This is a genomic window from Saccharothrix hoggarensis, from assembly GCF_052936025.1.
Genome location: NZ_CP193624.1, coordinates 299,578 through 325,320 on the forward strand (window position 1 = coordinate 299,578; position 25,743 = coordinate 325,320).

Consider the following 25,743-nt stretch of genomic DNA (forward strand, 5'->3'; position numbering starts at 1 on the left):
CCGCCGTTCCTCAGACCTTCGCCAGGAAGTCGGTGACGAGCCGGCTCGTCGTGCTCGGCGCCTCCTGGTGCGGGAAGTGCCCCACCTCGGGGACCACCTGGTACGACGACCGCGCGCCCACCCACAGCCCCGACTCGGACGCCGTGGACTCCAGCACCACCGGGTCGAGCGCGCCGTGGAGCTGGAGCACCGGCACCTCCAGGCGCCGGTCGACGGCCTCGGCGAACCGGCGGCCCTCGCCGCGCAGCTGCGAGCGCACCGCCCAGCGGAAGTACTCCAGGGAGCTGTGCGCGACGCCGGGCACCATGACCGCCTCGCGGTTGCGGCGCACCACCTCGTCGAACTCGGGCGACACCGTCCACTTAGGACCACCCCAGGCCGAGAGCATCCGGGCGACGGCGGCGCCGCGTTCCCGGGTCAGCCACCGCTCCGGGTACACGGGCAGCTGGAAGCGGAACACGTGCGCGCTGGCCCGGCCCTGCCGGCGGGGGTGGCGGCGGATCGCGCGGCGCAGCGCCAGCGGGTGCGCCGCCGACACGGCCGTCACCGAGTAGACGAGCCGGGGGTGCATGGCCGCGACGGTCCACGCCAGCATGCCGCCCCAGGCGTGGCCGACGAGGTGCGCGCGCGGCTCGCCGAGCGCCTTCACCAGGCCGGCGACGTCACCGGCGAGCGTGAACCCGTCGTAGCCGCGCGGTGGTTTGTCGGAGTCGCCGTAGCCGCGCAGGTCCACGGCGACGGCGCGGTAGCCGGCCTCGGCGATCGCGACGAGCTGGTGCCGCCACGTCCACCAGAACTCCGGGAACCCGTGCAGCAGCAGCACGAGCGGTCCCTCGCCCAGTTCCGCGACGTGCAGGCGGATGCCGTTCGCGGACACGTCGCGGTGCGCCCACGGGCCGGGCACCCGCGCGGTCGACGGGTCCGGGGGCAGCCGCACGGCGCGGCTCAGTGGCCTTCGCCGCGGTGCCGGAGGGCCGCGACGGTGTCCCGGGCCGAGTCGATCGTCCGCTGTGGCGCCCGCAGCTTCTTCACCTTGCGGTAGCCCAGGAACGCGAAGAGCCCCGCCGTGACGAGCATCAGGGCGAACACGATCAGGAACGCCGACCACCGGGGCAGCCACACGTCCAGCAGCTCCGCGCCGAAGAAGAAAAAGAAGAACGAGCTGAACAGCAGCACCGTCAGCGCGACGATGAAGTAGACGCTGCCCCGCACACCCTTCTTGATCTCGCCCGCGACCTCGGACTTGGCGAGCTCGACCTCGGCCCTGACCAACGTGGACAGGTGGGCCGTCGCATCGCGAACCAGGCCGCCGATGGACGTTTCCTCCGCGATCTTCGCCGCGCTCTCCGCGGTCAACGGGATCGACGGAACAGGTGGCAGTCCGCTGCCGTTGGTGTTCTCCCGAGCGCTGGTCACCGGCTCATCGTGCCATGCACGCCGGACCGGGGCTGCCCGACCGGCTCATGACGCGTCCTCGTCGGCGCGTTGGTGCACCCGGCTGCGGCGGATCAGCAGGACCGCGGCCAGCAGCGAAGCCGCCAGCGACGCCAGCAGCACGGCCGCCTTGGCCTGTTCGGCGGCCTGCCCGTCCAGCGCGAGGTCCGAGATCAGCAGGCTCACCGTGAACCCGACGCCGCCGAGCATGGCGACGGCGACGATGTCGCGCGGTCCCGCGCCCTTGGGCCAGACGGCGGCCTTGAACAGCACCGCCAACGCGGACGCGCCGACGATGCCGACCAGCTTGCCCACCACCAGGCCCAGCATCACGCCGAGCGCCAACCGGTCGGAGAACAACGCGCCCAGCGCCTCGCCGTTGACGGGCACGCCGGCGGCGAACAGCGCGAACACCGGCACGGCCACGGCCGCCGACCACGGCTGCAACCGGTGTTCCAGCCGCAGCGCGGGCGCCTCGTGCTCGTAGTGGTCCTTGCGCACGCGGGTCAGCAGGGCCAGGGCGACGCCCGCGATGGTGGCGTGCACGCCGGCCGCGTGCACGGCCACCCACGTGCCGACGGCGATCGGCACGTACAGCCAGGGCGTCGTCACCCGCTTGTGCTGGAGGAACGCGTACAGCGCGAGCAGCGCCACCGCGGCCGCCGCCGCCACGAGGTCGAACGTCGCGGTGAACAGCACCGCGATCAGCACGATGGCGCCGAGGTCGTCCACCACGGCCAGGCTGAGCAGGAACAGCCGCAGGCTGTTCGGCAGGCCGGACGCGGTGATCGCCAGCACGCCGAGCGCGAACGCGATGTCGGTCGCCACCGGGATCGCCCAGGCCCGGTCGATCCCCGGCTCGCCCCAGCCGACGCCGATCGCGATCGCCGCGGGGACCACCATGCCGCCGACGGCGGCCACCACGGGCAGGATCGCGGCCTTGAGGTTGTTCAGCTCGCCGATGACGAGCTCGCGCTTGAGCTCCAGCCCGGCGACGAAGAAGAAGATGGCGAGCAGGCCGTCCTTTGCCCAGTCGCCGACGCTCAGGCTCAGGTGCAGCGACTCCGGGCCGAGGTGGAAGTCCCGCAACGCGGTGTACGCGCCGGACGCGGGGGAGTTCGCCCAGACCAGCGCGACCGCCGTGGCGGCGAGCAGGATCATCCCGCCGACGGTCTCGGTGCGCAGGTAGCGCGCGAACTCGGTGGCGGTGCTGCGCTTGTCGGTCAAGATCCACTCCGGTGCGTCGGGTACGGCTCATCCTCGTGCCGACCAGACTTCCCGGCTCACCGGAAGCGACCCTAACCCAGACGGGTGCCCGCCGGCGACCGGCGGGCACCCGTCCTGACGTGCTCGGTGCTGTGCTCAGTCCTCCGAGGCGCCCGACTTCAGGCCGCTGGAGATGAGGTCCATGACCGACGAGTCCGCGAGCGTGGTCACGTCGCCGACCTGCCGGTTCTCCGCCACGTCGCGCAGCAGCCGGCGCATGATCTTGCCCGAGCGGGTCTTCGGCAGCTCCGGCACGACCATGATCTGCCGCGGCTTCGCGATCGGGCCGATCTCCTTGGCCACGTGCTCCCGCAGCGCCTTGATCGCCTCCGCGCCGTCCGAGCCCTCGGCGACGCCGCCGCGCAGGATCACGAACGCCACGATGCCCTGGCCCGTGGTCGGGTCGCTCGCGCCGACGACCGCCGCCTCCGCCACCGTCGGGTGGGAGACCAGCGCGGACTCCACCTCGGTGGTGGAGATCCGGTGCCCGGACACGTTCATCACGTCGTCCACCCGGCCCAGCAGCCAGATGTCGCCGTCGGCGTCGTACTTCGCGCCGTCACCGGCGAAGTAGTAGCCCTGCTCGGAGAACCGCGACCAGTACGTGTCGCGGTAGCGCTCCTCGTCGCCCCAGATGCCGCGCAGCATCCCCGGCCACGGCTGGTCGAGCACCAGGTAGCCACCGCCGCCGTGCGGCACCTCGTTGCCCTGGTCGTCGACGACCTTCGCGCCGATGCCGGGCAGCGGGCGCTGCGCCGAGCCGGGCTTGGCCGACGTCGCGCCGGGCAGCGGGGAGATCATGATCGCGCCGGTCTCGGTCTGCCACCAGGTGTCCACGACGGGGGTCTTGCCCGCGCCGATGGTCTCCCGGTACCAGATCCACGCCTCGGGGTTGATCGGCTCGCCGACGCTGCCGAGCACGCGCAGCGACGACAGGTCGTACTTGGCGGGGATGTCCGCGCCCCACTTCATGAACGTGCGGATCAGCGTCGGCGCGGTGTAGTAGATCGACACGCCGTACTTCTGCACGATCTCCCAGTGCCGGCCCTCGTGCGGGGTGTTGGGCGTGCCCTCGTAGACGACCTGCGTGACGCGGTTGGCCAGCGGGCCGTACACGATGTAGCTGTGCCCGGTCACCCAGCCGATGTCGGCGGTGCACCAGTAGACGTCGGTGTCCGGCTTCAGGTCGAACACGTTGTGGTGCGTGTACGCGACCTGGGTCAGGTAACCGCCTGAGGTGTGCAGGATGCCCTTCGGCTTACCCGTGGTGCCCGAGGTGTAGAGGATGAACAGCGGGTGCTCGGAGTCGAACGCCTCCGGCGTGTGCTGGTCGGACTGGCGGTCGACGACGTCGTGCCACCACAGGTCGCGGCCCTCGGCCCAGTCGACGTCGGTGCTGGTGCGCTTGACGACCAGCACGTGCTCGACGCTCTTCGCGTTGGCCACGGCCTCGTCCACGGCGGGCTTGAGCGCCGCCGGGTTGCCGCGCCGGTACTGGCCGTCGGTGGTGATGACGAGCTTGGCCTGCGAGTCCTCGATGCGGGTGCGCAACGCCTCGGCGGAGAAGCCGCCGAACACCACGCTGTGCATCGCGCCGACGCGCGCGCACGCGAGCATGGCGAAGATCGCCTCGGGGACCATCGGCATGTAGATGGCGACCCGGTCCTCCGCGCCGACGCCCAGCTCGGTGAGGGCGTTCGCGGCCTTGGAGACCTCCCGCTGGAGGTCGGCGTAGGTGATCGCGCGGCTGTCGCCGGGCTCGCCCTCCCAGTGGATGGCGACCTGGTCGCCGTGCCCGGACTCGACGTGCCGGTCGACGCAGTTGTACGCGACGTTGAGCTTGCCGCCGACGAACCACTTGGCGAAGGGGGCCTCGGACCAGTCGAGGACCTGGTCCCACCGGGTGTCCCAGGACAGCCGCTCGGCCTGCTGCGCCCAGAACGCCTCGCGGTCGGCGGCCGCCTCCTCGTACAGGGCGGCGGTGGCGTTCGCCTGCGCGGCGAACTCCTCGCTGGGCGGGAACGTCCTGGTCTCCGTCGACAGGTTGTCCAGGGCGGCTTGCGGCTCTGTCATGGCGGGAGGACCTCCTGAATCCGTGGGGTAGCGCACTGACCGTAGTGCGATTCAGCTCACTGCGCACCCAAAAGGTTCAGACCAATTTTGGCCGAGTTCGAAACGCGTGGGTAACTGTGTAACCCCGGCCCGTGCCGCTTGACCACCGCGATTCCGCCGAACGACACCTAGGTTGCGACCAGCGGCACCCTCCGTGACTCGCGTCACGTGCCGAGCTTGGCCTTCAGGTCCGGCCACTCGTCCGCCGTCATCGAGTACACGACGGTGTCGCGCAGCGTCCCGTCCGGTCGGATGCGGTGCACCCGGAGCACGCCCTCGCGGGTCGCGCCGAGCCGTTCGATGGCGCGCTGCGACCGCTCGTTGCGCAGGTCCGTGTGCCAGCCGACGCGCAGCGCCCCCAGGTCCTCGAACGCCCGCCGCAGGAGCAGCAGCTTGGCGTTCGTGTTGAGGGCGGTGCGCTGCCAGCGCGAGCCGATCCACGTGTAGCCGATGTAGAGGCCGCGGTTCTTCGGGTCGATGTCGTAGTAGGACGTAGTGCCGGCGACCTCGTTCGTCCTCGGGTCGATCTGCGCCCACGCGAGGCGGTCGGGGTCGGCCAGGACGCGCTCGATGTACTCGCGCGTCTCCTGCACCGTGGCGGGCTGGGTGGTGCTCAGCCACGTCCACACGTCCGGGTCCTTGCCCGCCTCGTGCAGGCCCTCGGCGTGGTCCGGCGACAGGGGTTCGAGGCGCACGTGGTCGCCGACGAGGACCGGGCGGTCGTACCAGTTCATACCCAGCACCGTAGTCGGCCAGTGGCTATTCGGTAGATCCATTTCCAGCTTGGTTCAAATAGCCACTTACCGACGAGTAGTGTGCTCCGGCGTGACCGATCCGCTTGCCCCGCTGCTGGACCTGCCCGGTGTGGCCGACGCCGTCAAAGCGGCACGTGACGCCGTGTTCCAGGTGCACCGCCACCGGGTGAACCTGCGCGGCTGGGCGACCACCGCGGCCGAGGCGTCCGTGCGCGCCGCGCGTGCGTCGGCGGCCCTCGACGGCGGCCCCACCGCCATCCCGACCGACGGCTCCGTGACCGACCCGGTGCTGGCCGGCGCGCTGCGCGTGGCCGAGGCGCTCGGCGTCGTGCTGCCGACGTGGCAGCGGGCGCCGTTGCAGGCGTTGGCGAAGCTGCACGTCCTGGCGGGCGCGGACCTGGGCGGCGAGCTGGGCCGGCCGCGGGTTGCGGCCGGGGTGTCCGAGCGGCTCGACCTGCTGGCGCAGCTCGTCACCGGCGGCACGTCCGCCCCCGGCCCGGTGCTGGTGGCCGTCGTGCACGGCGAGCTGATGACGCTGTCGCCGTTCGAGACGGCCAACGGCGTGGTGGCCCGCGCCGCGTCCCGCCTGGCCTCCATCGCCACCGGGCTCGACCCGAAGTCGCTCGGCGTGCCCGAGGTGATGTGCCTGCGCCGGCAGAACGACTACGCGTCCGCCCTGCACGGCTTCTCCACCGGCGACGCCGAGGGCGTCACGCGCTGGCTCCTGTTCTGGTGCGAGGCACTGGAAGCCGGTGCGCGCGAGGCCCGCGGCATCGCCGACGCCGCCACCACGTAGGCGCTAGAGGAGTTCCTTCAGGACGGCGGCGGCGCGTTCGGCGTCCTCGAACGTGTTGTAGAGCGGGGCGAAGCCGAAGCGCAGCACGTCGGGCGGGCGGTGGTCGCCCAGGATCTGGCGCTCGACGAGCTGGTCCATGATCCGCCCGGCCTCCGGGTGCCGCAGCGACACCTGGTGGCCGCGCCGGTCGTCGGCCGGGGTGATCACCTCGATGCCGGGCAGGTCCTCGACCAGCCCGCGGAAGTGCGCCGTGAGCGCCAGGCCCTTCGCCCGCACGTCGGCGAGGTCCACGCCGTCCCACACGTCCAGCGCGGCGTCCAGCGCGAGCATCGAGATGATGTCCGGCGTGCCGACGCGGGCGCGGGAGACGCCGGGGTCCGGCGTGTACTCCGCGGCCATCGCGAACGGCACCTCGTGCCCGGTCCACCCCGTCAGCGGCTGCTCGAACGTCGACTGGGCGTGCTTCGGCACGTACAGGAACGCGGGCGAGCCCGGCCCGCCGTTGAGGAACTTGTACGTGCAGCCGACGGCGAGGTCGACGTTGAGCGCGTCCAGCTCGATCGGCAGCACGCCCGCGCTGTGGCACAGGTCCCAGACCACCTTCGCGCCCACCGCGTGCACCTGCTCGGTCACCTCGGCCATGTCCAGCAGCCGGCCCGTGCGGTAGTCGACGTGGTTCAGCAGCACGACGGCCGTCGTGTCCCGCAGGTCCAGGTCCTCTGGAGGCGCGGGCCGCAGCGCGAGCCCCGTCAGCTCCGCCACGGACCGCGCGATGTACCCGTCGGTCGGGAACGTGCCCTCGTCCACGACGATCTCCGCGCGGTCGGTGTTGCGCACCGCCGCCATGAGCGCCTTGAACAGGTTCACGCTGGTCGAGTCGGCGACGATGACCTGGCCCGGCCCGGCGCCGATGAGCCGCCCGATCCGGTTGCCGACCCGCTCCGGCGCCTCCCACCAGCCCTCCGCCCAGCTCCGGATGAGCCGGCGGCCCCACTGGTGGCGGACGACGTCCTGGACCCGTTCGGCGACGGCTCTCGGCGGCGCGCCCAGCGAGTTGCCGTCCAGGTAGACGACGTCGTCGTCCAGGTCGAACAGCTCGCGGGTGTGCGCCAACGGGTCGGGCATGCGCGTCATACGTGACTCCTGGCCGTCCACAGTTCCGGGAAGACAGAGCGTCGCGTCCGCTTCTCCAACCACGCAACCCCCGCCGAGCCCCCGGTCCCGGTCTTCGCCCCCATCGAGCGCCGGGTGGCGAGCAGGTGGTCGTAGCGCCAGCGGGCGAACTCCTCGGCGATGTCGGTCAACGCCTCGCCGAGCTCCAGCAGGTCGCTCGACCCGCCGCGGTAGACGTCGGCCCACACGGCCTCCACCCCGGCGTTCGGCTCGTACGGCTCGCTGACGTCGCGCTCCAGCACGTCCTCGGGGATCGGCAGGCCCTGGCGGTGCAGGGCGGCGAGCACGTCGTCGTACAGGCTCGGCTCGTGCAGCAGCCTCTCCAGCGCGTCGTGCTGCTGCGGGACGGCGCGGTGCGGGACGAGCATCGACCGGGACTTCTCGCCGAGCAGGAACTCCACCTCGCGGTACCGGCCGGACTGGAAGCCGGAGCCCTCGCCGAGGGCGTCGCGGAACGAGTTGAACTCGGCGGGCGTCATCCGGGCGATCGGCCGCCACGCCGCGTTGAGGGCCTGCATGTGCAGGTCGCTGCGGCGCAGGGTGCGGACGGCGGCGCGCAGGTCGTCGGCGCGCAGCTCCTTCTTGGCCTGCCGCCACTCGAAGCACAGCAGGCCGAAGTACAGCTCCATGACCTGCGTGATCACCAGGAACGACATCTCACGCGGGTCCTTGGACCACTGCTGCTGCAGCGAGTGCAGCACGGAGGCGTGCACGTAGTCCTCGTAGGGCGTCGTGCCGCCGAAGTCGAGTTTGGGTGCGACCGGACAAGTCATGCCTTCATCATGACCGCGCGTTGGAGTGATCTGAATGGGTGACGAATGATGTTCAGCCGGAAAGTTCTTATGACCGTCAATCGGCCAGGCCTTGTAGGTTTGTGATCGTGAGCATCGAATTGGACGGCGTGGACTGGGCGCTGCTGGAGGCGCTGCAGGAGGACGCGCGGCTCTCGTACAACGAGCTGGCGCGGCGCGTGCACGTGTCGCCGCCGACGGTCGCGCAACGGGTCCGGCGGCTGGAGAACGCGGGCGTCATCACGGGCTACCGCGCGACCGTCGACCCGACGGCGGTCGGGAGGTCGGTGGTCGCGCTGGTGCGGATGAAGTGCTACGGCCCGCGGTGCATCACCGTGCACCCGGAGCTGCTCGACGACTGCCCCGAGGTGGTGGAGGTGGTGCGGCTGACCGGCGACATCTGCTCGGTGGTCAAGGTCGTGACCACGTCGATCAGCGAGTTGGAGCGGTTGCTGGTGCGGCTGGGCGGCTACGGCGAGACGTCCAGCGCGATGGTCCTGTCGACGCCTATCCCGTGGCGTCCGGTGCTAGCCGGCTGAGCGCCAGCCGGACGTGCCCCTGGGTGCGTTCCAGCGCCTCCGCGGCGCGGGCCGCGGGCACGTTGGCCAGCAGGTGCACCAGGGCCACCTTCAGGTCGCCGCCCGCGTCGGCCAGCGCGGTCGTGCACTCCTGCTCGCCCAGTCCCGTCGCCTCGCGCAGGATGCGGACCGTGCGGCCGCGCAGCTTCGCGTTGGTGGCGCGCATGGACACCATCAGGTTCGAGTACGTGCGGCCGAGTCGCACCATGACGGCGGTCGAGAACGACGTCAGCACGAGCTTCTGGGACGTGCCCGCCTTCATCCGGGTGGAGCCCGCGATGGCCTCCGGGCCGGTGTCGACGGTGATGAGCACGTCGACGTCGACCGGCGCGGACCCGATCGGGTTGTTGGACACCAGCACGGTGTGCGCGCCGATCGTGCGGGCCTCTTCCAGCGCGGCCACCACGAACGGCGTGCGGCCGGACGCCGTCACGCCCACCACCAGGTCGCCCGCCACCGCGTGCCTGCGGATCTCGGCGGCGCCGTCCGAACCGCGGTCCTCGACGTTCTCCACCGCGTTGACCAGGGCTTCCCGGCCGCCCGCGTGGTGCGCGACGAACCAGTCCGGCGGCGCGTTGAACGTCGGCACCAGCTCGGCGGCGTCCAGCGTGGCCAGCCGGCCGGACGTGCCCGCGCCGACGTAGTGCACCCGCCCGCCCGAGCGCAGGGCGCCGACGGCGAGGTCCGCCGCGCGGGCCAGCTCGGGCAGCACGGCGGCCACGGCGGCCGGGACCAGCTGGTCCTCGGCGTTGATCAGGCGGAGCACGTCCAGCGTCGAGAGCCGGTCGATGTCCTCGGTCCGCGGGTTCCTGGCCTCGGTGGGGGACTCCACCCGGACCGCGACATCGTTCCGGTTCGTCGTCATTTAGCGGACTCCCGACGTCGCCTGCCATCCGGTCGCGCCCCCAGGCGGTGCCCCGAGACCGCGTCGTACGTGGCCTCCAGGGCCGTCTTGGCGCTGTCCACGTGCCGCTGGGCGATGCCGATGAACAGGCAGTCGATCACGGTGAGCTGGGCGATCCGGCTGGCCATCGCGCCCGAGCGGAACGTGGTCTCCCGCGCCGCCGTGGTCAGCACGTGGTCGGCGACCTCGCTGATCGGCGCGCGGGGGAAGTTGGTCAGCGCGACCGTGGTCGCGCCGTGCTCCTTGGCCACCCGCAGCGCCTCGACCGTCTCCGACGTGGAGCCGGTGTGCGAGATGCCCACCGCGACGTCCGCCCCCGTGAGCACGGCGGCGGACGTCAGCGCGATGTGGGTGTCGTTCCAGGCGAAGCAGGTTCGCCCTATGCGGTGAAGCTTCTGCTGGAGGTCGAACGCGACGAACGCGCTGGCGCCGAAGCCGTAGACGTCGACCCGGCGCGCACCCGCCACTGCCTCCACCACCGCCTCCAACGTCTCGACGTTCAACTGCTCGGCTGTCTCCTCGACCGCCCGCGCGTCCGCGAACGCCACCTTGCCGACGACCTGGCGCAGGTCGTCGCCCGGGCCGATGTCCCCGCCCAGGTCGCGGTCGGGGCGCATCGACGTGCGGGCCGTGTCGGCGGCCAGCGCTATCCGCAACTCCGGGTAGCCGCCGACACCGATGGCCTTGCAGAACCGGGTCACCGTCGTCTCGCTGGTGCCCGCGGCCTCGGCGACCTCGGTGATGCTGCGGTGGGCGACGGTGGCCGGGTTGTCCAGCACGACCTTGGCCACCCGCTGCTCCGCCCGGGCCAGGCCCGGCAGGAGGGAACGGATCTTGACCAGGGGACTGGAGTCGGCGGAACTTTCGGTGGACACGTGGGAAACTTACTAACCGCTCAACGCACGGTCAACGCAGGGTGGGAGTAACTCACCCCAACCGTGACCGAATCTCCCCCCTTGGTGGGAGGGAGAAGTCGGCATGTCACTAACGGTCCACGGCTCGCCACCCTTCGGCGTCCAAACCGGTCGGCTCCTGCTCCGCGTCGAACAGCGCGCCCTGCTCGTCGGTCACGCGCACCGCGTCCACGTACACGCCGCGGCCGTCGTAGCCCGTGCCCCGGTCGTACCGCCAGCGGAACTTCAGCGCCGACTCCGTGCCGACCTCGACCCGGTGCCACCGCCGCTCCCCGTAGCCGGCCAGCACGTGGACCTGGCGCCACGTCGTGCCGTCGTCGGTCGCCTCGACCACGACCTTGTCGCTCGCGTCGAGGTCCACGAACGCCCAGAACGACAACGTCTGCCGGTCCGCGCGCCGTTCGAGGTCACGGGTGGTGACCGTGCCGCCGTCCGACTGCGGCGTCAGCGCCGTGCCGCGGTGCGGCCGCACGGCCATCGCCTGCGCCAGGCCGTTCGCGACCGCGCGCCGCGCCGGGTTGATCGAGCCCCAGTTCCGGCTCGGGTGCACCCGGTTGGTCAGCAGGATCGCGATCGACCGCGACAGCGGGTCCAGGACCAGCGTGGTGCCCGTGTAGCCGGTGTGGCCGGCGGACCTCGGCGAGGTCAGCGCGCCCATGTACCAGCGCTGGTCCAGCTCGAAGCCCAGCCCGTGCGAGTTGCCGGGGAACGCCTGGTTGAAGTCCGTGAGCATCAGCTCGACGGTGGCCTCCTCCAGGATGCGCCGGTCGCCGTACGCGCCGCCGTTGAGGATCGCCTGGCCGAGCACGGCCAGCTCGGGCGCCGTGGAGAACACGCCCGCGTGGCCCGCCACCCCGCCCAGCGACCAGGCGTTCTCGTCGTGCACCGAGCCCCGGATGATGCCCCGGCCCGCCTGGTACTCGGTCGCCGCGACCCGGTCCAGCTTGGCGGCAGGCGGGTTGTAGCCGGTGTCCACCAGGCCGAGCGGCGCCGTGATGTCGTCGCGGACCAGCTCGTCCAGCTTCTTGCCGGACCACTTCTCCGCCAGCAGGCCGAGCGTGATCAGGTTGAGGTCCGAGTACAGGTACGTCGTGCCCGGCGCGCTGCGCGGCTTGGTGTCCATCACGGCCTTGATCCGCGACGGGACGTCCGGGTACTGCGACCACAGCGGCAGCCACGCCACCAGCCCGGAGGTGTGGGTCAGCAGCTGCCGGACCGTGATCGACCCCTTGCCGTTGACGCCGAACTCCGGCAGGTGCCGCGCCACCGGGTCGTCCAGCCCGAACCGGCCCAGCTCGTGCTGGCGCATCACCACGATCGAGGTGAACAGCTTCGAGATCGACGCCAGGTCGAAGATCGTGTCCGGCGCCATCGGCACCCGCTGCGCCTCGGGCAGCTCGGTGCCGGCCCCGTCGGAGTAGCGGACCGCCCACCCCGTCGGCTCGTGCGTCACCACGGCGCCTTCGTGGGCGAACAGCGTGACGGCGCCCGCGAACAGCGGGTGGCCGCTCGCGTCGGGCACGGTGTAGCGCTGGACCTGCGCCAGGGCGGCGTCCAGCGGGGCCGGGTCGAGTCCCACGTGCTCGGGGGTACCCGGTCGGAGCACGCTGCTCGCCCAGCCCTCGTGCGGCCGGTCGAACCGGGCCTCGCGGCCCTCGGCGTGCGCCGGCGTGGTGAACAGCATCGTCGTCGCGATCAGCAGGGCAGGGATGCGCATCGCCGTTCTCCCTCTACCGGTAGACCAGGTACGGCCGGCGGGTGGCCTCGAACGCGGCGAGCTCGTCGGCCCAGGCGCCGACCACCTCGTCGGCGCCCGCGCCCGCGTCCACCATGCGCCGCAGGCGGTCCGAGCCGCTGAGCTTGTCGATGTAGTGGTCCGGCCGCCACGCGAAGACCTGCGGGTAGCGGGCCTTCGCCGTGACGATCATCGCGACCGCGGTGCGCGGCGCGTCGAAGGCGTGCGGGTCGGTGAGGTGCAGGGCGACACCGCCGCACAGCTTGTTGGCGAACTTGTTGAACGTGGGCGTGAAGTAGGTCTCGCGGAACCGGACGCCGGGCAGCCCCAGCGCGTTGAGGTCCTCGGCCCACCGCCAGTCCAGACCGGGCGCGCCGATCGTCTCGAACGGGCGGGTCGTGCCGCGGCCCTCGGAGAACACCAACCCCTCGAACAGGCACGTGCCGGGGTAGACGAGCGCGGTGTCGTGCGTCGGCACGTTGGGGCTCGGCGGGACCCACGGGAGGCCGGAGTGCAGGTCGTCCCGCTTCCAGCCTCTGACGTCGACCACCTCGAGGCTGCTCACCCGGCCGCCGTCGGTCGGCAGGAACTCGCCGTCGAACAGCCGCGCCAGCTCGCCGATCGTCATGCCGTGCTGCTGGACGATCGGCTTGCGGCCGACGAACGTCGCGTGGGCCGGGTCGAGCTGCGGCCCGCGGGCGGTGCCGCCGACCGGGTTGGGGCGGTCGAGCACGACGAACCGCACGCCGGTCGCGGCGGCGGCCTGCATCACCGCGTACATGGTCCAGATGTAGGTGTAGAACCGCGCGCCGATGTCCGCGATGTCGAACACGAGCGTGTCGACACCCGACTTGGCGATCATCCCGGCGATCTTGGCGGTGCTCGCGCCGTAGGTGTCGTAGACCGGGATGCCGGTGCGCGGGTCGAGGTAGTTGCCCTCCGAGCCGCCGGCCTGCGCCGTGCCGCGGAAGCCGTGCTCGGGGCCGAACGCGGCCACCGGCGCGATCCCGGCGGCCACCATCGAGTCGACGATGTGGGTGTGGTCGCGCAGGACGCCGGTCGGGTTGGTGACCACGCCGACCTTGTGGCCCGCGAACCGCCGCCAGCCGTCCTGGGCCAGCTGCTCGGCCCCGGTGTCGATGGTGCGCGGCCGGTCCGGGTGCTCCGGGTTGTCCGGGTTCCCGGTCGCGCCGGCGGTACCCGGGGTGAGGGCGCCGAGCGCGGGGACGGCGAGCGCGCCGGCGAGGAAGTGTCTGCGGTCCATGAAGGTCACCAACCCATGCCGTGGCCGAAGGGGTACGGAGTCGGTCCGGGCACCGCGACCGGCAGCTTGCCGGTCGGCGCGACCTCGCCGGTGATCACCGCGGCCAGGGACTCCATCGAGACCGGGCCGTAGGAGTAGGTGGCCAACCACGTCGGCGCGGCCGTGTGGGCCACGTCGTACGGGTTGCGCACGGCGACCGCCACGACGGGTTTGCCGGTGGCGAGGAGCCTGGTCAGCAGGGTTTGCTGCGCGGCCTGCTGGGACAGCCCGTTGGTGAGCACGACGACCACGTCCGCGTTGGCCGACGCCTGCACGGCGGCGTTGACCTGGGCCGCGGTCGGGGCCGCGCCCGTGGGCAGGGCCGTGCCGCCGAGCGCGGTGGCCAGGGTGCGGGTCGTCGTCTCGCCCCAGCCGGTGACGAGGGCGGCGGTGGGCTTGGCGGCCAGCGGCAGCACGCCGGCGGAGTTGCGGACGGCGGTGATGGTGCGGTCGGTGATCCGCCGCGCCTCGGCCAGGTGCTCGGGCGTGCCGACGCGGGAGGCGACCTGGTCGAGGTCGACCTGCCGGTTGTTCAGCATGCCGCGCTGGAACTTCATCCGCAGCACCCGCAGGACGCTCCGGTCGATGCGCTCCTCGGTCAGCTCGCCGCCGCGCACGGCGGCGAGGACGCTGTTCACCGCGACGTCCAGCTTCACCGGCATGAGCAGCTGGTCGACGCCCGCCTTCAGCGCCAGCACGGGGATCTCGGCGTCGGGGTGCATCTGCCGCACGCCCGCCATCGCCAGCGAGTCGGTGATGACCACGCCGTCGTAGCCCAGCTTGTCCCGCAGCAGGTCGAGGACCGGCTTGGACAACGTCGCCGGTTCACCCGACGGGTCGATCTTCGGCATCCGGATGTGCGCGGTCATGATCGAGTCGACGCCCGCGGCGATGGCGGCCGTGAACGGCGGCGCGTCCAGCCGCTCCCACTCCTCGACGGTCCGGTCGACCTTCGGCAGCGTGGTGTGGCTGTCCTCCGCCGTGTCGCCGTGGCCGGGGAAGTGCTTGGCGGTCGCGCTCACGGCGTGCGGCGAGAGGAAGCGGCCCTGGTAGCCGCGCACCTGGGCGGCGGTCATCTCGGCGGCCAGCGCCGGGTCGCTGGAGTAGGAGCGCACCCCGATGACCGGGTTCACCGGGTTCGAGTTGACGTCCGCGTCCGGCGCGAAGTTCTGGTTGACGCCCATCGCCCGCAGCTCGCGAGCGGTGATCTCGGCGGCCCGCTCGGCGTCCGCGGTGCTGCGACCGGCGCCCAGCGCCATGTTGCCGGGGAACTGGGTCGCGGGCGGCCCGATGCGGGTGACGATGCCCATCTCCTGGTCGATGGAGATGGCCAGGGGGATGTCGCTCGCCCGCTGGAGGCCGTTGGACAGCGCGGCGATCTGCCGCGGCGTGTCGATGTTGTCGTAGCTGGAGTTGTTGAAGTAGATGACGCCGCCCGGCTGGTACTTCGCGACCACCTCGGCGGGCGTGGCCACGCCGAAGTCGCGCAGGTTGCCGGGGTGCGCCTCGTCCGGCGACTGGCCGTGCAGGTAGGTGACGAACAGCTGGCCGACCTTCTGCTCCAGCGACATGCCCGCGAGCATCGAGGCGACGCGCTCGGCTCCGGGCGGGCCGGTCTGGTCCGGTGGTGCGGCATGGGCGGGTGATGCCACGACGGAAGCCGCGGCCACGGCGACGACGACGAGCGGACGGAGCACTGCGGCCTCCCACGCTGGGAAATCTTCCACCACTTAGTGACGGCATTCGGCAAGTTACCCACGTCACAAGAGCGGGTCAACGGGTTGCTCTGCGTGGGCATTGTGCTCGGGGGCGCCGACAGAACCGGGCGCTCCGCTCGTCACCCGATCGGGCGTTATCACGGGGCCGGCGCCGTGGCCAGGGCTTGCCGGGGCGCGGTGGAGCCGCCTTCGGGCTGCTTCGGGGCGGACATCGGGTCAGGTCGGGGGTGCGGGGGCGGGCGGGCGGGCGCGCACAGACAGACGGTGGGCCCCTCGATGTGAGGGGCCCACCGTCGACAGCGCGGACTTTCGAGTTACCAAGCGTGCAACTCGTGTCGTACCGACCTGGCCTCGGCGTCCGGCGTCCCGGTACGCAGGCCCTAGACGACAAGCCTCCCGCGGCGTGCTGCGCGTGGGTGTCTCGAAGTCCGCGCACGGAGCTCTGCCGGGGTGGACGCTGCTTCTCTTCCGCTTCGTCCCTGGCCGACCCGAGGTCCGCACTTCCTTTGTAGTGCGTGTTCGGCGGCACGGCAAGGGCTCGATGGGGTGCACCGGTCAAGCGACGTTCAGTAGCGGAACCGCTGTCGTGACAGGGGTTTCACGTTGGTTCGACGTCGTTGACACCGCCGTCCGGGGGGAGGGCGGGTGAATCAGCTCCGACGCCGCCTGCGCAGGCCGTACCAGGCCACGCCGGCGGCCGTCGCGGCGCCGAGACCGATGGCCGTGACGGCCACCGCCGTGCCCGACGGGCGGGGGATGCGGGCCCGCAGCGACACCGGGTCGGAGAACGTCAGCACCGGCCACCCGCGCTGCGCGGCGACCTTGCGCAGCGCGCGGTCCGGGTTGACCACCGTGGGGTGGCCGACGGCCTCCAGCAGCGGCAGGTCGGTGATCGAGTCGGAGTAGGCGTAGCAGCGGCTGAGGTCGTAGTCGTGCTGCTCGGCGAGCTGCTTGATCGCGATGGCCTTGTTCTCGCCGGCGCAGTAGAAGTCGACCTCGCCCGAGTAGCGGCCCGTCGAGACCACCATCCGCGTGCCGACGCTGTGCGTCGCGCCGACCATCGTCGAGATGGGCGCGACCAGCTCCTCGCCGGAGGCGGACACCACCACCACGTCGTGGCCCTCCGCCTTGTGGTCGGTGATGAGCTGGGTGGCCTCCTTGTAGACGAGGGGGTCGACGATGTCGTGCAGCGTCTCCTCGACGATCGAGCGCACCTGCTCGACGTCCCAGCCCTCGCAGAGCGCGGTGATGTGCGAGCGCATCCGGTCCATCTGGTCGGCGTCGGCGCCCGCCAGCATGAACACGAACTGCGCGTAGGCGCTCTTGAGCACCGCACGCCGGTTGATCAGGCCCTCTTGGAAGAACGGCCGGCTGAACGCCAGCGTGCTCGACTTGGCGATGACGGTCTTGTCCAGGTCGAAGAACGCGGCGACGCGACTGCCTTCGGTGGCGTGCTCGGTCACCGGTCCAGCTTAAGGCGGTGGGGTGGCGGTCGGCCGCCAACGCCGGTTCGGTGGTTTACGAAATTGGTGTGCGGTCCGCCGAATTTTCCGCGTCCACTCAACGGAAGACACGCATGAGCGCGTCTTGTGGGGATACAGTAGACGCGTCCGGCTCGACCGGACAGGTTCAGTCCGACCCCCCGGGACTGAACCAATGACGACCCCCGTCCCTCCCCCCTGGCGGGGGTCGTCCCATGTCCGGGGTCGGTTTTGCGGGACGTCGCGCTGGACCTCCGCGCCGCTTGCTCCCCTTCTTGCATCAGCCTCCGATGTTCTGTCGCCGTGTGCGTGCCGACGGCTCCTCGAACGTCCGCTGCCGCTGTCCGTGGGTCGAGTTGTCCACAGGTTGCCGACTTGTCCACATGTTGATCATGAACCGTTGTGTGCTTCCTCACCGCTCGACACCGTGGAACCCGTAGATCGAGAACGGGGAGGACGGCATGGAGCGACCGGTGGCCCTGGTGGCCGACGAAGGTCTGGTCGACGAGGTGCTGCACGCGGCGGCGGTGGCCGGCTGCGAGGTGGAGCGCGTGGTCGACGTGGCGGCGTTGCGCGGTCCCTGGCACGGCGCGCCCGCGGTGGTGCTCGACGAGGCCGCCGTGGTCGCGTGCGAGGCCGAGGGCTTCCCGCGCAGGGCGGCGGTGTTCGTCGTCGGCGCCGGTCCACCCGATCCGGCGACGTGGCGGCGTGCCCTGGCGTTGGGCGCGGAGCAGGTGTTGGAGCTGCCCGCCGACCACGAGCGCCTGCGCGCCGTGCTGGCCGACGCCGCCGAGGGCGGTCCGGCGGGTGACGGCCGCGTGCTCGCCGTGCTCGGCGCGCGTGGCGGTGCGGGCGCGTCCGTGCTGGCGGTGGCGGTGGGGCAGGCCGTGCTGGCGGCGGGCGGCCACGCGCTGCTCGTCGACTGCGACCCGTTGGGCGGCGGCCTCGACCTGACGTTGGGTGCCGAACGGCAGGAAGGGTTGCGCTGGCCCACGTTGCAGCTCACCGGCGGTCGCGTGCCGGTCGCGGCGCTCCGCTCGGCGCTGCCCGGTCGCACCGGCGGCCGGGGCGGCCTCACCGTGCTGTCGTGCGGCCGATCGGGCCCCGACCCGGAACCCGACGCGGTGGTCGCCGTGGTCGAGTCGGGCAGGCGGGCCGGTGGCACGGTCGTGTGCGACCTCCCGCGCCGCCTGACGCCGGCGGCGTGCGCGGCGCTGGACCGAGCCGACCTCGCGGTGCTCGTCGTGCCGGCGGACGTCAAGGCGTGCATGGCGGCCAAGCCGTTGGTCGACCAGGCGGAAGCGCGGGGCGTGCGGCTGCGCGCCGTGATCCGCGGCCCGGCCCCCGGCGGCCTGACCGCGAGCCAGGTGGTCGACGCGGTGGGCGTCCCGCTCCTCACCGCCATGCGCTCCGAGCCCCGCCTGGCCACCACGCTGGACGAGGGCCGCTTCCCCTCCCGCGCCCGAGGCCCGCTGGCCCGTGCGGCGCGCGAAGTCCTGGCAGCCCTCCATGCCAGGTGACCACCTTCGGTTCCGGCCGCCCGCGGCGTTGTCGGCGCCGGCCGTGCCGGTTGTCCGAACCGCCGCTGGAGCAATCGCACCCTCGGGAGTCGTCGTGAGTCGTCAGCCGTCGCGGGGGTCCGCCGGGTGCGGGCCAACCTTGCGCCGCCATCCGCTGTACCGGCCGCCGGTGGTGTTCCGGACCTGTCGTCCGGTGGCGCTGTCCGCCGTCCTGGCCGCCGAACTGTCGTTGCCCGAACCGACAGCGCCCGACGTTGTGCCGGACCTCGTGGTGCCGCCTCCGCGCGAGGAATGCGCCGCGGTCGTGGGTTCGGCCCGTCCTGAAGGGGGTCGGTCGTGAACGACCTGGTCGAACGGGTCCGGCGGCGGCTGGCCAACGGGCGCGCGGACCTGACGCCCGCGTCGGTCGCGGCGGCGGTGCGCGGGGAGGCCGGCGGGGTGCTGGGCGACGAGGACGTCCGGCGCGCCCTCGCCGTGCTGCGCCAGGAGTTCGTGGGCGCGGGGCCGCTCGAACCGCTCCTGCGCGACCCCGGCACGACCGACGTCCTGGTCACCGCGCCCGACCAGGTGTGGGTCGACGGGAGCACCGGTCTGCGCCGCACCGACGTCGCCTTCCCGGATGAAGCCGCCGTGCGGCGGCTCGCCCAGCGGCTCGCGGTCGCGGCCGGGCGGCGGTTGGACGACGCCGCGCCCTACGTCGACGGGTGGCTGCCCCGCTCGGTTCGGCTGCACGCCGTGCTGCCGCCGATCGCGCCGTTCACGTGCCTCTCGCTGCGCGTCCTCCGCCCGGCGGTGCACGACCTGCTCGCGCTGCTCGACCGCGGGACGTTCGACGAACCCGCGGCCGACCTCCTCCGGGCGATCGTCGTGGCGCGCCAGGCGTTCCTGGTCGTCGGCGGCACGGGTTCGGGCAAGACGACGCTGCTCGCCGCTCTCCTGGCCTGCGTGCCGCACCACGAACGGGTGGTCTGCGTGGAAGATGCCGGTGAACTCCGGCCCGACCACCCGCAGGTCGTCCACCTCCTGGCCCGCGGCCCCAACGTCGAGGGCGCGGGCGAGGTGACCATGCGCGACCTGGTGCGCCAGGCGCTGCGGATGCGACCCGACCGGATCGTCGTCGGCGAGGTGCGCGGGGCGGAGGTGTGCGAACTCCTGGCCTCCCTGAACACCGGCCACGACGGCGGCGCGGGCACGCTGCACGCGAACTCGCCCGCGGAGGTCCCGGCGCGGCTGGAGGCGTTGGCGGCCCTCGGCGGGCTGGACCGCCGCGCGGTGCACAGCCAGGTGGCGGCGGCGGTGAAAGTGGTGCTGCACATGCGCCGTGCCGTCGACGGAACCCGGCGCCTGGCCGAGATCGGCGTGCTGGAACGCCGGGGCGGCGACCTGGCGGTCCGTCCGGCCTGGCGACCGGGCGCCGGCCGCGGTGAGGCCGCCGCGGCCCTCGACTCCCTGGTGGGTGCGCCATGACGGCGTCCACCGCGGTGCCCACCACGCTCTGGGTGATCAGTCCGCTCCTGCTGGCCGCCGCGCTGGTGCTGCTGCCGACGTCGGCCGCTCGCCGGAGGTTGAACCGGCTGCGCGGGCGGACGACGACGCGGTGGAAGCTGCCGCGGGTCAACCAACCCCTCGTGGTGCTCCTGGGCGCCGGGCTGGGGTTGGTGGTGGGCGTGGGCGGGGTGATCGCCGGGGCGTTGCTGGCCACGAGTGTGTGGCGCACGCATCGCGAGGCGTCACGGCAACGTGACCACCTCGCGGCGTCCGCTGCGCTCGCCGACGGGCTGAGCGCGTTCGTCGCCGAACTGCGTGCCGGCGCGCACCCGGCCAACGCCGCCACCGGCGCCGCCGAGGACGCCGAACCACCGGCGGCGGACGTGCTGCGGGTGATCGCGGCGACCTCGGCCCGCGGTGGCGACGTGGAGGCGGCGCTCACCGACTTCCCGGACGCCCGCAACCTGGCCCGCGCCTGGCGGTTGTCCGCCGTGCACGGGGTGCCGTTGGCCGACGTGCTGGACGCCGTGCGCCGCGACCTCGACCGGCGGACCGCGTTCGCCCGGCAGGTCCACGCGCGGATGGCCGGGCCACGGGCCAGCGCGGCGGTGCTCGCCGGTCTGCCGCTCTTCGGGGTGGTGCTCGGCGAGCTGGGCGGCGCGGGCCCGCTGGCCGTCCTGACCGGCACCGCGGCGGGGCAGGTGCTGCTCGTCGTCGGGACGGTGCTGATCTGCGCCGGACTGCGGTGGAGCGGTCGGCTCACCCGGCAGGTGATCGCGTGAGCCTGCTGTTCCTCGCGCTGGCACTGCTCGTGCTCCCGTCACCGTCGCGTGCCGCGGCACGGGTGCGCACCAGGAAGGGCAAGGGGAGGAAGGGGAAGCGGCGGCCCGGGAGCGCGGCCGACCCGTTGGAGTTGGCGGCGACGTGGGACTTGCTGGCCGCGGCCCTGCGGGCGGGACTGCCGGTGGCCGGCGCGGTCCGCGCGGTGGTGGCGGGTGTTCCGGGCGGAGCCGGTGAGCGGCTGCGCGAAGTGGTCGACCTGCTGACGTTGGGCGCCGATCCGGTCCACGCCTGGGCGAAGGCGTTGCGGCACCCGGACACCGCGCCGCTCGCACGGGCCGCGCGGCGCACCGCCCGGTCCGGGGCCGCGTTGGCCGGGGCCGCCGCCGACCTGGCCGCGACGGCGCGGGCGGCCGTGTCCGACCAGGCCGAGGCGCGCGCGCAACGTGCCGCGGTGCTCGTCGCCGGGCCGTTGGCGCTGTGCTTCCTGCCGGCGTTCCTGTGCCTGGGAGTGGCGCCCGTGGTGATCGGTCTGGTCGGGGATGTCGGTTCGGAGTGGTGACTGTCCACAGTGGAGCGAGGAGGAACGGTGGGAAGCGTGGGACGTGGGCCTGGAGTCCTGGGCGACGAGGGGATGTCGACGGTCGAGTACGCCATCGGGACCATCGCGGCGGCCGGGCTGGCGGTGCTCCTGTACTCGCTGATCAGCGGCGACTGGGCGTTGGGCCTGCTCCAAGGCCTGCTGCAACGGGCCTTCACGGTGAGCGCGTGATGTCCGGCTGCGGCTCGGCCGGTGGTGCGGTCGGCGGGTCGGCCGAGAGGTCGGCGGGGAAGTGGCGCCACGGTGGCCGGCGCTCGGGTCCGGTGGCGGACCGGGTCGCGCCGCACGTGAAACGGGACCTGTGGCGGCGGGACCTCCCGCCGCCCACGGGGAGATCGCCGGTCGGGGACGACCGGGGCGGGGTGACGGTCGAAGCCGCGGTCGCGGTGTGCGGGCTGGTCGCCGTGCTGGCGTTGGGCGTCGGGGCGGTGATGGCGGTGGTCGGGCAGCTCCGGTGCACCGACGCGGCCCGGGAGGCGGCGCGGCTGGTCGCGCGGGGCGACGACGAGCGGGTCCAGGGCGTCGTGGAGGCGATCGCGCCCGCCGGCGCTCACGTGGTGGTCCGACGTGACGGGGACACGGCCTGGATCGAGGTCGGCGCCTCGCGGCTCGGGGTGGCGCTGCGGGCGCGGGCGTACGCGGTGGTCGAGCCGGGGGTGGGCGGTGGATGACCGGGGCGCGGCGTCCGTCCTGGTGGTGGCGGTCGCCGGGGTGTGGTTGGCGCTGGTCGTCGGCGCGGTGCGGGCGGGGGAGGCGGTGGTCTGGCGGCACCGGGTCGTCGCGGCGGCCGACCTCGCCGCGTTGTCGGCGGCGGGGCAGCTCGGGGGAGGCGTCGCGCACGCGTGCGCGCGGGCCGGGTGGGTGGTCGAGCGGATGGGCGGTCGGATGGACGCGTGCGAGGTGGACGGGTGGCAGGTCGACGTGCGGGTCTCCGGCCCGCCGACGGTGTTCGGCAGGCCGGGCGCACGTGCCCGTGCGGGGCCGGCTGAAGGCTGACCACGTACCGCCGCGACGAACGGTCGTCCGTTCACGGTGAGCGGACTCACAGGACCGCACATTCGCGGTTAAGCCGTGGGTGAACGGTTCCCCCGCCGTTCTGCCGCCCACCCACGGCCACCGCGCTCGACGTGCCACATCGACCAGTTGTCGACAAGCGGTTACCAAAACCCCCGGTCATGGCGTTAGTTGAAGTGGCGGCACCGACACGGTGTCGAAGAACACCCGACACGGTGTCGTGGGAACGCAACAGGAGGCGAACGAAAGATGGAGTGGTCGGATAGCTGGCGCGGGGCCTTCCGCATCGAGCTGCGCGCAGAGGCGGTCAACCTCGCGTGGCACGGGTGGCCTGTGCTGCCGGGCACCTATCCGGCGGGCGAGCAGTGGGCCGGGCGCGACGGGGTCGAGGCCGACGGACCGGTTCCCGTCCACGGCGACTGGCAGGAGCGGATCGGCACCAAGGCGGAGCAGGTCGCCACCTGGTGGACGGGCCACTCCTACAGCATCCTGCTGGCCACCGGCCACGGCGTGGACGCCATCGAGGTCGGCGCCGACCTCGGCCGCCGGGCCGCGGTCGAGCTGCGCGCCACCGGCATCCCGGTCCCGATCGTGGCGACCCCCGAGGGCCGCTGGATGTTCCTCGTGGCCTCCGGCGAGCCGGTGGCGACCGACGGGGACGTCAAGCACTACGGCCAGGGCGAGTACGTCCCGCTGCCGCCGAGCCCGTGCCAGGTGGGCGTCGTCCACTGGCGGGTCAAGCCGCAGATCTGCGCGTGGCAGCTGCCGCACGCGAGCGTCGTCCGGGACGCCCTGCTCCAGGCCGCCGACCGCAACACCGACTACGGCCTGGTCGCCGCCGACCGGTCCTGAACCACGTGGCCGTGCCGGGCGTCGTGGGCACTCTCCCCGACCACCCCGAGCACGACGTCCAGCACGGCCACCCCGCCCGCCTTGTCCAGCGGATCGTTGCCGTTACCGCACTTCGGCGACTGGACGCAGGACGGGCACCCGGCCGGACACGCGCAAGCCGCGATGGCCTCCCTAGTAGCGACCAACCACGGGACTACCGCGTTGAACCCGCGGTCGGCGAACCCGGCACCCCCGGGATGACCGTCGTGCACGAACACCGTCGCCTCCCCGGTGTCCTGGTGCAGTGCGGTCGAGACTCCGCCGATGTCCCAGCGGTCACAGGTCGCGAAGAGCGGTAGCAGGCCGATCGCCGCGTGTTCGGCGGCGTGCAGCGCGCCGGGGATGCGCGCCGGTATCAAACCGGCGCCCCCCGGCGCACTGCCCAACAACCCCGCCGAGACCGTGTACCAGACCGCCCGCGTCACCAGCGTCTGCGCGGGCAGGTCCAGCGGCACCGCGTCGATCACCTGGCCGGACGGCAGCTTGCGAAGGTAGCCGACGACCTGCGACGTCACCTCCACCTCGCCGAGGCACACCGTCACCCCGTCGAACGCGCGCTGCTCCAGCACCCGCACCACCGAGATGTCCTTGGTGTCACGGGCCGTCGTCGTCCAGTCCGGCTTCTCCGCGTGCACCAGCGCGATGCCGCCGTCGAGGTCCAGGTGGTCCACCACGTACGACTCGCCCTGGTGCAGGTACACGGCGCCGGAGTGCACCTGCCAGCACGCCGCGCCGGGGTCCACCGTGCCGAGCATCCGCCCCGAGTCGGCCTCCACCACCACGACCTGGTCGCCACCGGACCCGCGGATGTCCACCGCCGAGTGCGGCCGGTCGTGCGACGTCCAGTACCAGCCGTTCGGCCGCCGCCGCAGCACCCGCCGCGCCGCCATGTCCTCCACCACGGCCAGCGCCGCGTCGCCGCCGAACGACTCCAGCGACTCCGGCGTCAGCGGCAGCTCGGCCGCCGCGCACGCCAGCTGCGGCTCCAGCACGTACGGGTTCGTCGGGTCCAGCACCGTCGCCTCGACCGGCCGGTCCAGCACCGCCGACGGGTTGTGCACCAGGTACGTGTCCAGCGGGTCGTCCCGCGCCACGAACACCACCAGCGCGTCCGTGGCCTCCGTCCGGCCCGCTCGTCCCGCCTGCTGCCAGAACGACGCCAGCGTGCCGGGGAACCCGGCCACCACCACGGCGTCCAGCCCGACGATGTCGACGCCCAGCTCCAACGCGTTCGTCGTCGCCACGCCCAGCAGCTCGCCGGACGACACCGACCGCTCCAACGCCCGCCGCTCCTCGGGCAGGTACCCGCCCCGGTAGGCGGCCACCCGCGACGCCAGGGCCGGGTCCACCTCGGACAGCAGCCGGCGCGCGCCCAACGCGGTCAGCTCGGCGCCCACCCGCGACCGCACGAACGCCAGCGACCGCGCGCCCTCCACCACCAGGTCGGCCAGGATGCGCGCCGTCTCCGCGCCCGCCGACCGGCGCACCGGGGCGCCGTTCTCGCCCTCCAGGTCGTCCAGCAGCGGCGGCTCCCACAGCGCCACGGTCCGCCCGGCGCGCGGCGACCCGTCCTCCGTCACCGCCGCGCAGGGCACGCCGAGCAGCGCGGACGCCGACGCCGCCGGGTCGGCCACCGTCGCCGACGCCAGCACGAACACCGGGTCCGCGCCGTACCGCTGGGCGACCCGCCGCAGCCGCCGCAGCAGCAGCGCCACGTGCGAGCCGAAAACGCCCCGGTACGTGTGGCACTCGTCGACCACCACGTACGACAGCCGGCGCAGGAACCTGATCCACCGGGCGTGGTTCGGCAGCACGCCCCGGTGCAGCATGTCCGGGTTGCTGAACACCCAGTTGGCGTGCGCGCGCACCCAATCGCGTTCCGCCATCGGCGTGTCGCCGTCGAACGACGCCGCGCGCACCCCCGGCACGCCCAACGCCTCCACCGATCGCAACTGGTCCGCGCCGAGCGCCTTCGTCGGCGACAGGTACAGCGCCGTCGCCTTCGGATCAACTGTCAACGCGCTCAGCACCGGCAATTGGTAGGCGAGGGACTTGCCGGACGCCGTGCCGGTCGCCACGACGACGTGCGCGCCGGACCACGCCAGCGACGCCGCCTCGGCCTGGTGCCGCCACGGTTGCGCCACACCCCGCTCCACCAGCGCGGACACGACCGGCTCCGGCGCCCACGACGGCCACGGCGCGTGCCGCGCGGGCCGGGCCGGCTGGTCTTCGGTGTGCGTCAACGGCGATTCGCCCGCCGGGACTCCGGCGAGGACCCGGTCCAGCAAACGACGTCCCTGGTTCGCCACGGGGCGCAGCTTCGCACACCCGTCCGACACCGCTCCGACATGACGGAGCCTTCCTGCGCGGATAACGGTGTGTGCACGGATCGGGACTCCTCGTTGCCTCCTTGCGCACTATGAATAGACTCCGCCGCTATCGCATCCAATGAGGGGTGCATCACGTTGTGTCGGGGCTGACAGTCGCGT

The 25,743-nt window shown here is 72.9% G+C and carries 24 protein-coding genes; 10 read left to right on the forward strand and 14 right to left on the reverse strand.

The genetic code is table 11. The features are described from left to right. Positions 1-10: 10 nt before the first annotated feature. From ACRAKH_RS01565 to ACRAKH_RS01585, 5 genes are all read right to left on the reverse strand, one after another. The gene (locus ACRAKH_RS01565; RefSeq protein ID WP_380728808.1) at positions 11-937 is read right to left on the reverse strand and encodes an alpha/beta fold hydrolase; all 927 of its coding nucleotides are present in this window, start codon (positions 935-937) and stop codon (positions 11-13) included. Positions 938-945: 8 nt separating this feature from the next. Beyond that, positions 946-1,416 (reverse strand): phage holin family protein, encoded by a 471-nt coding sequence (locus ACRAKH_RS01570; RefSeq protein WP_380728810.1) that lies wholly within the window; start codon positions 1,414-1,416, stop codon positions 946-948. A 45-nt stretch (positions 1,417-1,461) separates the two neighbouring features. Continuing rightward, positions 1,462-2,661 (reverse strand): Na+/H+ antiporter NhaA, encoded by a 1,200-nt coding sequence (nhaA, locus tag ACRAKH_RS01575; RefSeq protein ID WP_380728812.1) that lies wholly within the window; start codon positions 2,659-2,661, stop codon positions 1,462-1,464. 135 nt (positions 2,662-2,796) lie between these two features. After that, positions 2,797-4,773: an acetate--CoA ligase gene (acs, locus tag ACRAKH_RS01580; protein WP_380728814.1), complete on the reverse strand. Its 1,977-nt coding sequence runs from the start codon at positions 4,771-4,773 to the stop codon at positions 2,797-2,799. A gap of 203 nt (positions 4,774-4,976) precedes the next feature. Then, positions 4,977-5,546 carry a GNAT family N-acetyltransferase gene (locus tag ACRAKH_RS01585; RefSeq protein WP_380728816.1) on the reverse strand — a complete coding sequence of 190 codons (570 nt, stop codon included), beginning with the start codon at positions 5,544-5,546 and terminating at the stop codon, positions 4,977-4,979. A 91-nt stretch (positions 5,547-5,637) separates the two neighbouring features. Between ACRAKH_RS01585 and ACRAKH_RS01590 the strand changes: the two genes are divergently transcribed. After that, positions 5,638-6,363, forward strand: a complete 726-nt coding sequence (locus ACRAKH_RS01590) for an oxidoreductase (protein WP_447009573.1) — start codon at positions 5,638-5,640, stop codon at positions 6,361-6,363. 3 nt (positions 6,364-6,366) lie between these two features. On the opposite strand, the gene kynU is transcribed toward ACRAKH_RS01590, so the two are convergent. Together kynU and ACRAKH_RS01600 are read right to left on the reverse strand one after the other, a co-directional pair. Continuing rightward, positions 6,367-7,497, reverse strand: coding sequence for a kynureninase (kynU, locus tag ACRAKH_RS01595; protein ID WP_447009574.1), 1,131 nt, complete (start codon positions 7,495-7,497; stop codon positions 6,367-6,369). Next, positions 7,494-8,309 carry a tryptophan 2,3-dioxygenase gene (locus ACRAKH_RS01600; RefSeq protein ID WP_380727901.1) on the reverse strand — a complete coding sequence of 272 codons (816 nt, stop codon included), beginning with the start codon at positions 8,307-8,309 and terminating at the stop codon, positions 7,494-7,496. Before ACRAKH_RS01600 ends, kynU begins: the two co-directional genes overlap by 4 nt. Positions 8,310-8,416: 107 nt before the next feature. Between ACRAKH_RS01600 and ACRAKH_RS01605 the strand changes: the two genes are divergently transcribed. Further along, positions 8,417-8,866 (forward strand): Lrp/AsnC family transcriptional regulator, encoded by a 450-nt coding sequence (locus ACRAKH_RS01605; protein ID WP_201438208.1) that lies wholly within the window; start codon positions 8,417-8,419, stop codon positions 8,864-8,866. On the opposite strand, the gene murQ is transcribed toward ACRAKH_RS01605, so the two are convergent. The 6 genes from murQ to ACRAKH_RS01635 all read right to left on the reverse strand — a co-directional run bounded on the left by murQ (position 8,835) and on the right by ACRAKH_RS01635 (position 16,942). Further along, a complete protein-coding gene (murQ, locus tag ACRAKH_RS01610) occupies positions 8,835-9,770 on the reverse strand; it encodes an N-acetylmuramic acid 6-phosphate etherase (protein WP_380727899.1) in 936 nt (311 codons plus the stop codon). The two genes, ACRAKH_RS01605 and murQ, sit on opposite strands and share 32 nt — an antisense overlap. Continuing rightward, entirely contained in the window at positions 9,767-10,684 is a 918-nt protein-coding gene (locus ACRAKH_RS01615; RefSeq protein WP_380727897.1) for a MurR/RpiR family transcriptional regulator, read from the reverse strand. The genes murQ and ACRAKH_RS01615 overlap by 4 nt, the downstream gene beginning before the upstream one ends. A 109-nt stretch (positions 10,685-10,793) precedes the next feature. Further along, the gene (locus ACRAKH_RS01620; protein WP_380727895.1) at positions 10,794-12,440 is read right to left on the reverse strand and encodes a serine hydrolase domain-containing protein; all 1,647 of its coding nucleotides are present in this window, start codon (positions 12,438-12,440) and stop codon (positions 10,794-10,796) included. 13 nt (positions 12,441-12,453) lie between these two features. Beyond that, positions 12,454-13,722: an exo-beta-N-acetylmuramidase NamZ family protein gene (locus ACRAKH_RS01625; protein ID WP_380727893.1), complete on the reverse strand. Its 1,269-nt coding sequence runs from the start codon at positions 13,720-13,722 to the stop codon at positions 12,454-12,456. Between the two features lie 5 nt (positions 13,723-13,727). Further along, positions 13,728-15,458 carry a glycoside hydrolase family 3 protein gene (locus tag ACRAKH_RS01630; protein WP_380727891.1) on the reverse strand — a complete coding sequence of 577 codons (1,731 nt, stop codon included), beginning with the start codon at positions 15,456-15,458 and terminating at the stop codon, positions 13,728-13,730. A 671-nt stretch (positions 15,459-16,129) separates the two neighbouring features. Next, positions 16,130-16,942 (reverse strand): HAD-IB family hydrolase, encoded by an 813-nt coding sequence (locus tag ACRAKH_RS01635; RefSeq protein ID WP_380727888.1) that lies wholly within the window; start codon positions 16,940-16,942, stop codon positions 16,130-16,132. Positions 16,943-17,421: 479 nt separating this feature from the next. On the opposite strand from ACRAKH_RS01635, the gene ssd reads away from it, so the two are divergent. The 8 genes from ssd to ACRAKH_RS01675 all read left to right on the forward strand — a co-directional run bounded on the left by ssd (position 17,422) and on the right by ACRAKH_RS01675 (position 23,215). Beyond that, complete coding sequence (ssd, locus tag ACRAKH_RS01640; RefSeq protein WP_447009575.1) at positions 17,422-18,480, forward strand: septum site-determining protein Ssd; 1,059 nt, start codon at positions 17,422-17,424, stop codon at positions 18,478-18,480. Between the two features lie 336 nt (positions 18,481-18,816). After that, on the forward strand, positions 18,817-19,947 hold the full coding sequence (locus ACRAKH_RS01645) for a TadA family conjugal transfer-associated ATPase (RefSeq protein ID WP_380730329.1): 1,131 nt from the start codon (positions 18,817-18,819) through the stop codon (positions 19,945-19,947). Next, positions 19,944-20,750 carry a type II secretion system F family protein gene (locus ACRAKH_RS01650; protein ID WP_447009576.1) on the forward strand — a complete coding sequence of 269 codons (807 nt, stop codon included), beginning with the start codon at positions 19,944-19,946 and terminating at the stop codon, positions 20,748-20,750. Before ACRAKH_RS01645 ends, ACRAKH_RS01650 begins: the two co-directional genes overlap by 4 nt. Further along, positions 20,747-21,310: a type II secretion system F family protein gene (locus ACRAKH_RS01655; RefSeq protein WP_447009577.1), complete on the forward strand. Its 564-nt coding sequence runs from the start codon at positions 20,747-20,749 to the stop codon at positions 21,308-21,310. Before ACRAKH_RS01650 ends, ACRAKH_RS01655 begins: the two co-directional genes overlap by 4 nt. Before the next feature lie 36 nt (positions 21,311-21,346). After that, positions 21,347-21,520 (forward strand): DUF4244 domain-containing protein, encoded by a 174-nt coding sequence (locus tag ACRAKH_RS01660; RefSeq protein WP_380728932.1) that lies wholly within the window; start codon positions 21,347-21,349, stop codon positions 21,518-21,520. A gap of 191 nt (positions 21,521-21,711) precedes the next feature. After that, on the forward strand, positions 21,712-22,020 hold the full coding sequence (locus tag ACRAKH_RS01665) for a TadE family type IV pilus minor pilin (protein ID WP_380728934.1): 309 nt from the start codon (positions 21,712-21,714) through the stop codon (positions 22,018-22,020). After that, positions 22,013-22,345: an Rv3654c family TadE-like protein gene (locus ACRAKH_RS01670; protein ID WP_447009578.1), complete on the forward strand. Its 333-nt coding sequence runs from the start codon at positions 22,013-22,015 to the stop codon at positions 22,343-22,345. The genes ACRAKH_RS01665 and ACRAKH_RS01670 overlap by 8 nt, the downstream gene beginning before the upstream one ends. 267 nt (positions 22,346-22,612) lie before the next feature. After that, the gene (locus ACRAKH_RS01675; RefSeq protein ID WP_380728938.1) at positions 22,613-23,215 is read left to right on the forward strand and encodes a bifunctional DNA primase/polymerase; all 603 of its coding nucleotides are present in this window, start codon (positions 22,613-22,615) and stop codon (positions 23,213-23,215) included. Here ACRAKH_RS01675 and ACRAKH_RS01680 read toward each other — a convergent pair. Then, complete coding sequence (locus ACRAKH_RS01680; RefSeq protein WP_447009579.1) at positions 23,185-25,563, reverse strand: DEAD/DEAH box helicase; 2,379 nt, start codon at positions 25,561-25,563, stop codon at positions 23,185-23,187. The two genes, ACRAKH_RS01675 and ACRAKH_RS01680, sit on opposite strands and share 31 nt — an antisense overlap. Positions 25,564-25,743: the final 180 nt, after the last annotated feature.

Bases quoted from the DNA above. Each gene is read 5' to 3' on its own strand.
- acs (WP_380728814.1), bottom strand. From the start codon at position 4,773: ATGACAGAGCCGCAAGCCGCCCTGGACAACCTGTCGACGGAGACCAGG.
- ACRAKH_RS01585 (WP_380728816.1), bottom strand. From the start codon at position 5,546: ATGAACTGGTACGACCGCCCGGTCCTCGTCGGCGACCACGTGCGCCTC.
- kynU (WP_447009574.1), bottom strand. From the start codon at position 7,497: ATGACGCGCATGCCCGACCCGTTGGCGCACACCCGCGAGCTGTTCGAC.
- ACRAKH_RS01600 (WP_380727901.1), bottom strand. From the start codon at position 8,309: ATGACTTGTCCGGTCGCACCCAAACTCGACTTCGGCGGCACGACGCCC.
- murQ (WP_380727899.1), bottom strand. From the start codon at position 9,770: ATGACGACGAACCGGAACGATGTCGCGGTCCGGGTGGAGTCCCCCACC.
- ACRAKH_RS01620 (WP_380727895.1), bottom strand. From the start codon at position 12,440: ATGCGCATCCCTGCCCTGCTGATCGCGACGACGATGCTGTTCACCACG.
- ACRAKH_RS01625 (WP_380727893.1), bottom strand. From the start codon at position 13,722: ATGGACCGCAGACACTTCCTCGCCGGCGCGCTCGCCGTCCCCGCGCTC.
- ssd (WP_447009575.1), top strand. From the start codon at position 17,422: ATGGAGCGACCGGTGGCCCTGGTGGCCGACGAAGGTCTGGTCGACGAG.
- ACRAKH_RS01650 (WP_447009576.1), top strand. From the start codon at position 19,944: ATGACGGCGTCCACCGCGGTGCCCACCACGCTCTGGGTGATCAGTCCG.
- ACRAKH_RS01675 (WP_380728938.1), top strand. From the start codon at position 22,613: ATGGAGTGGTCGGATAGCTGGCGCGGGGCCTTCCGCATCGAGCTGCGC.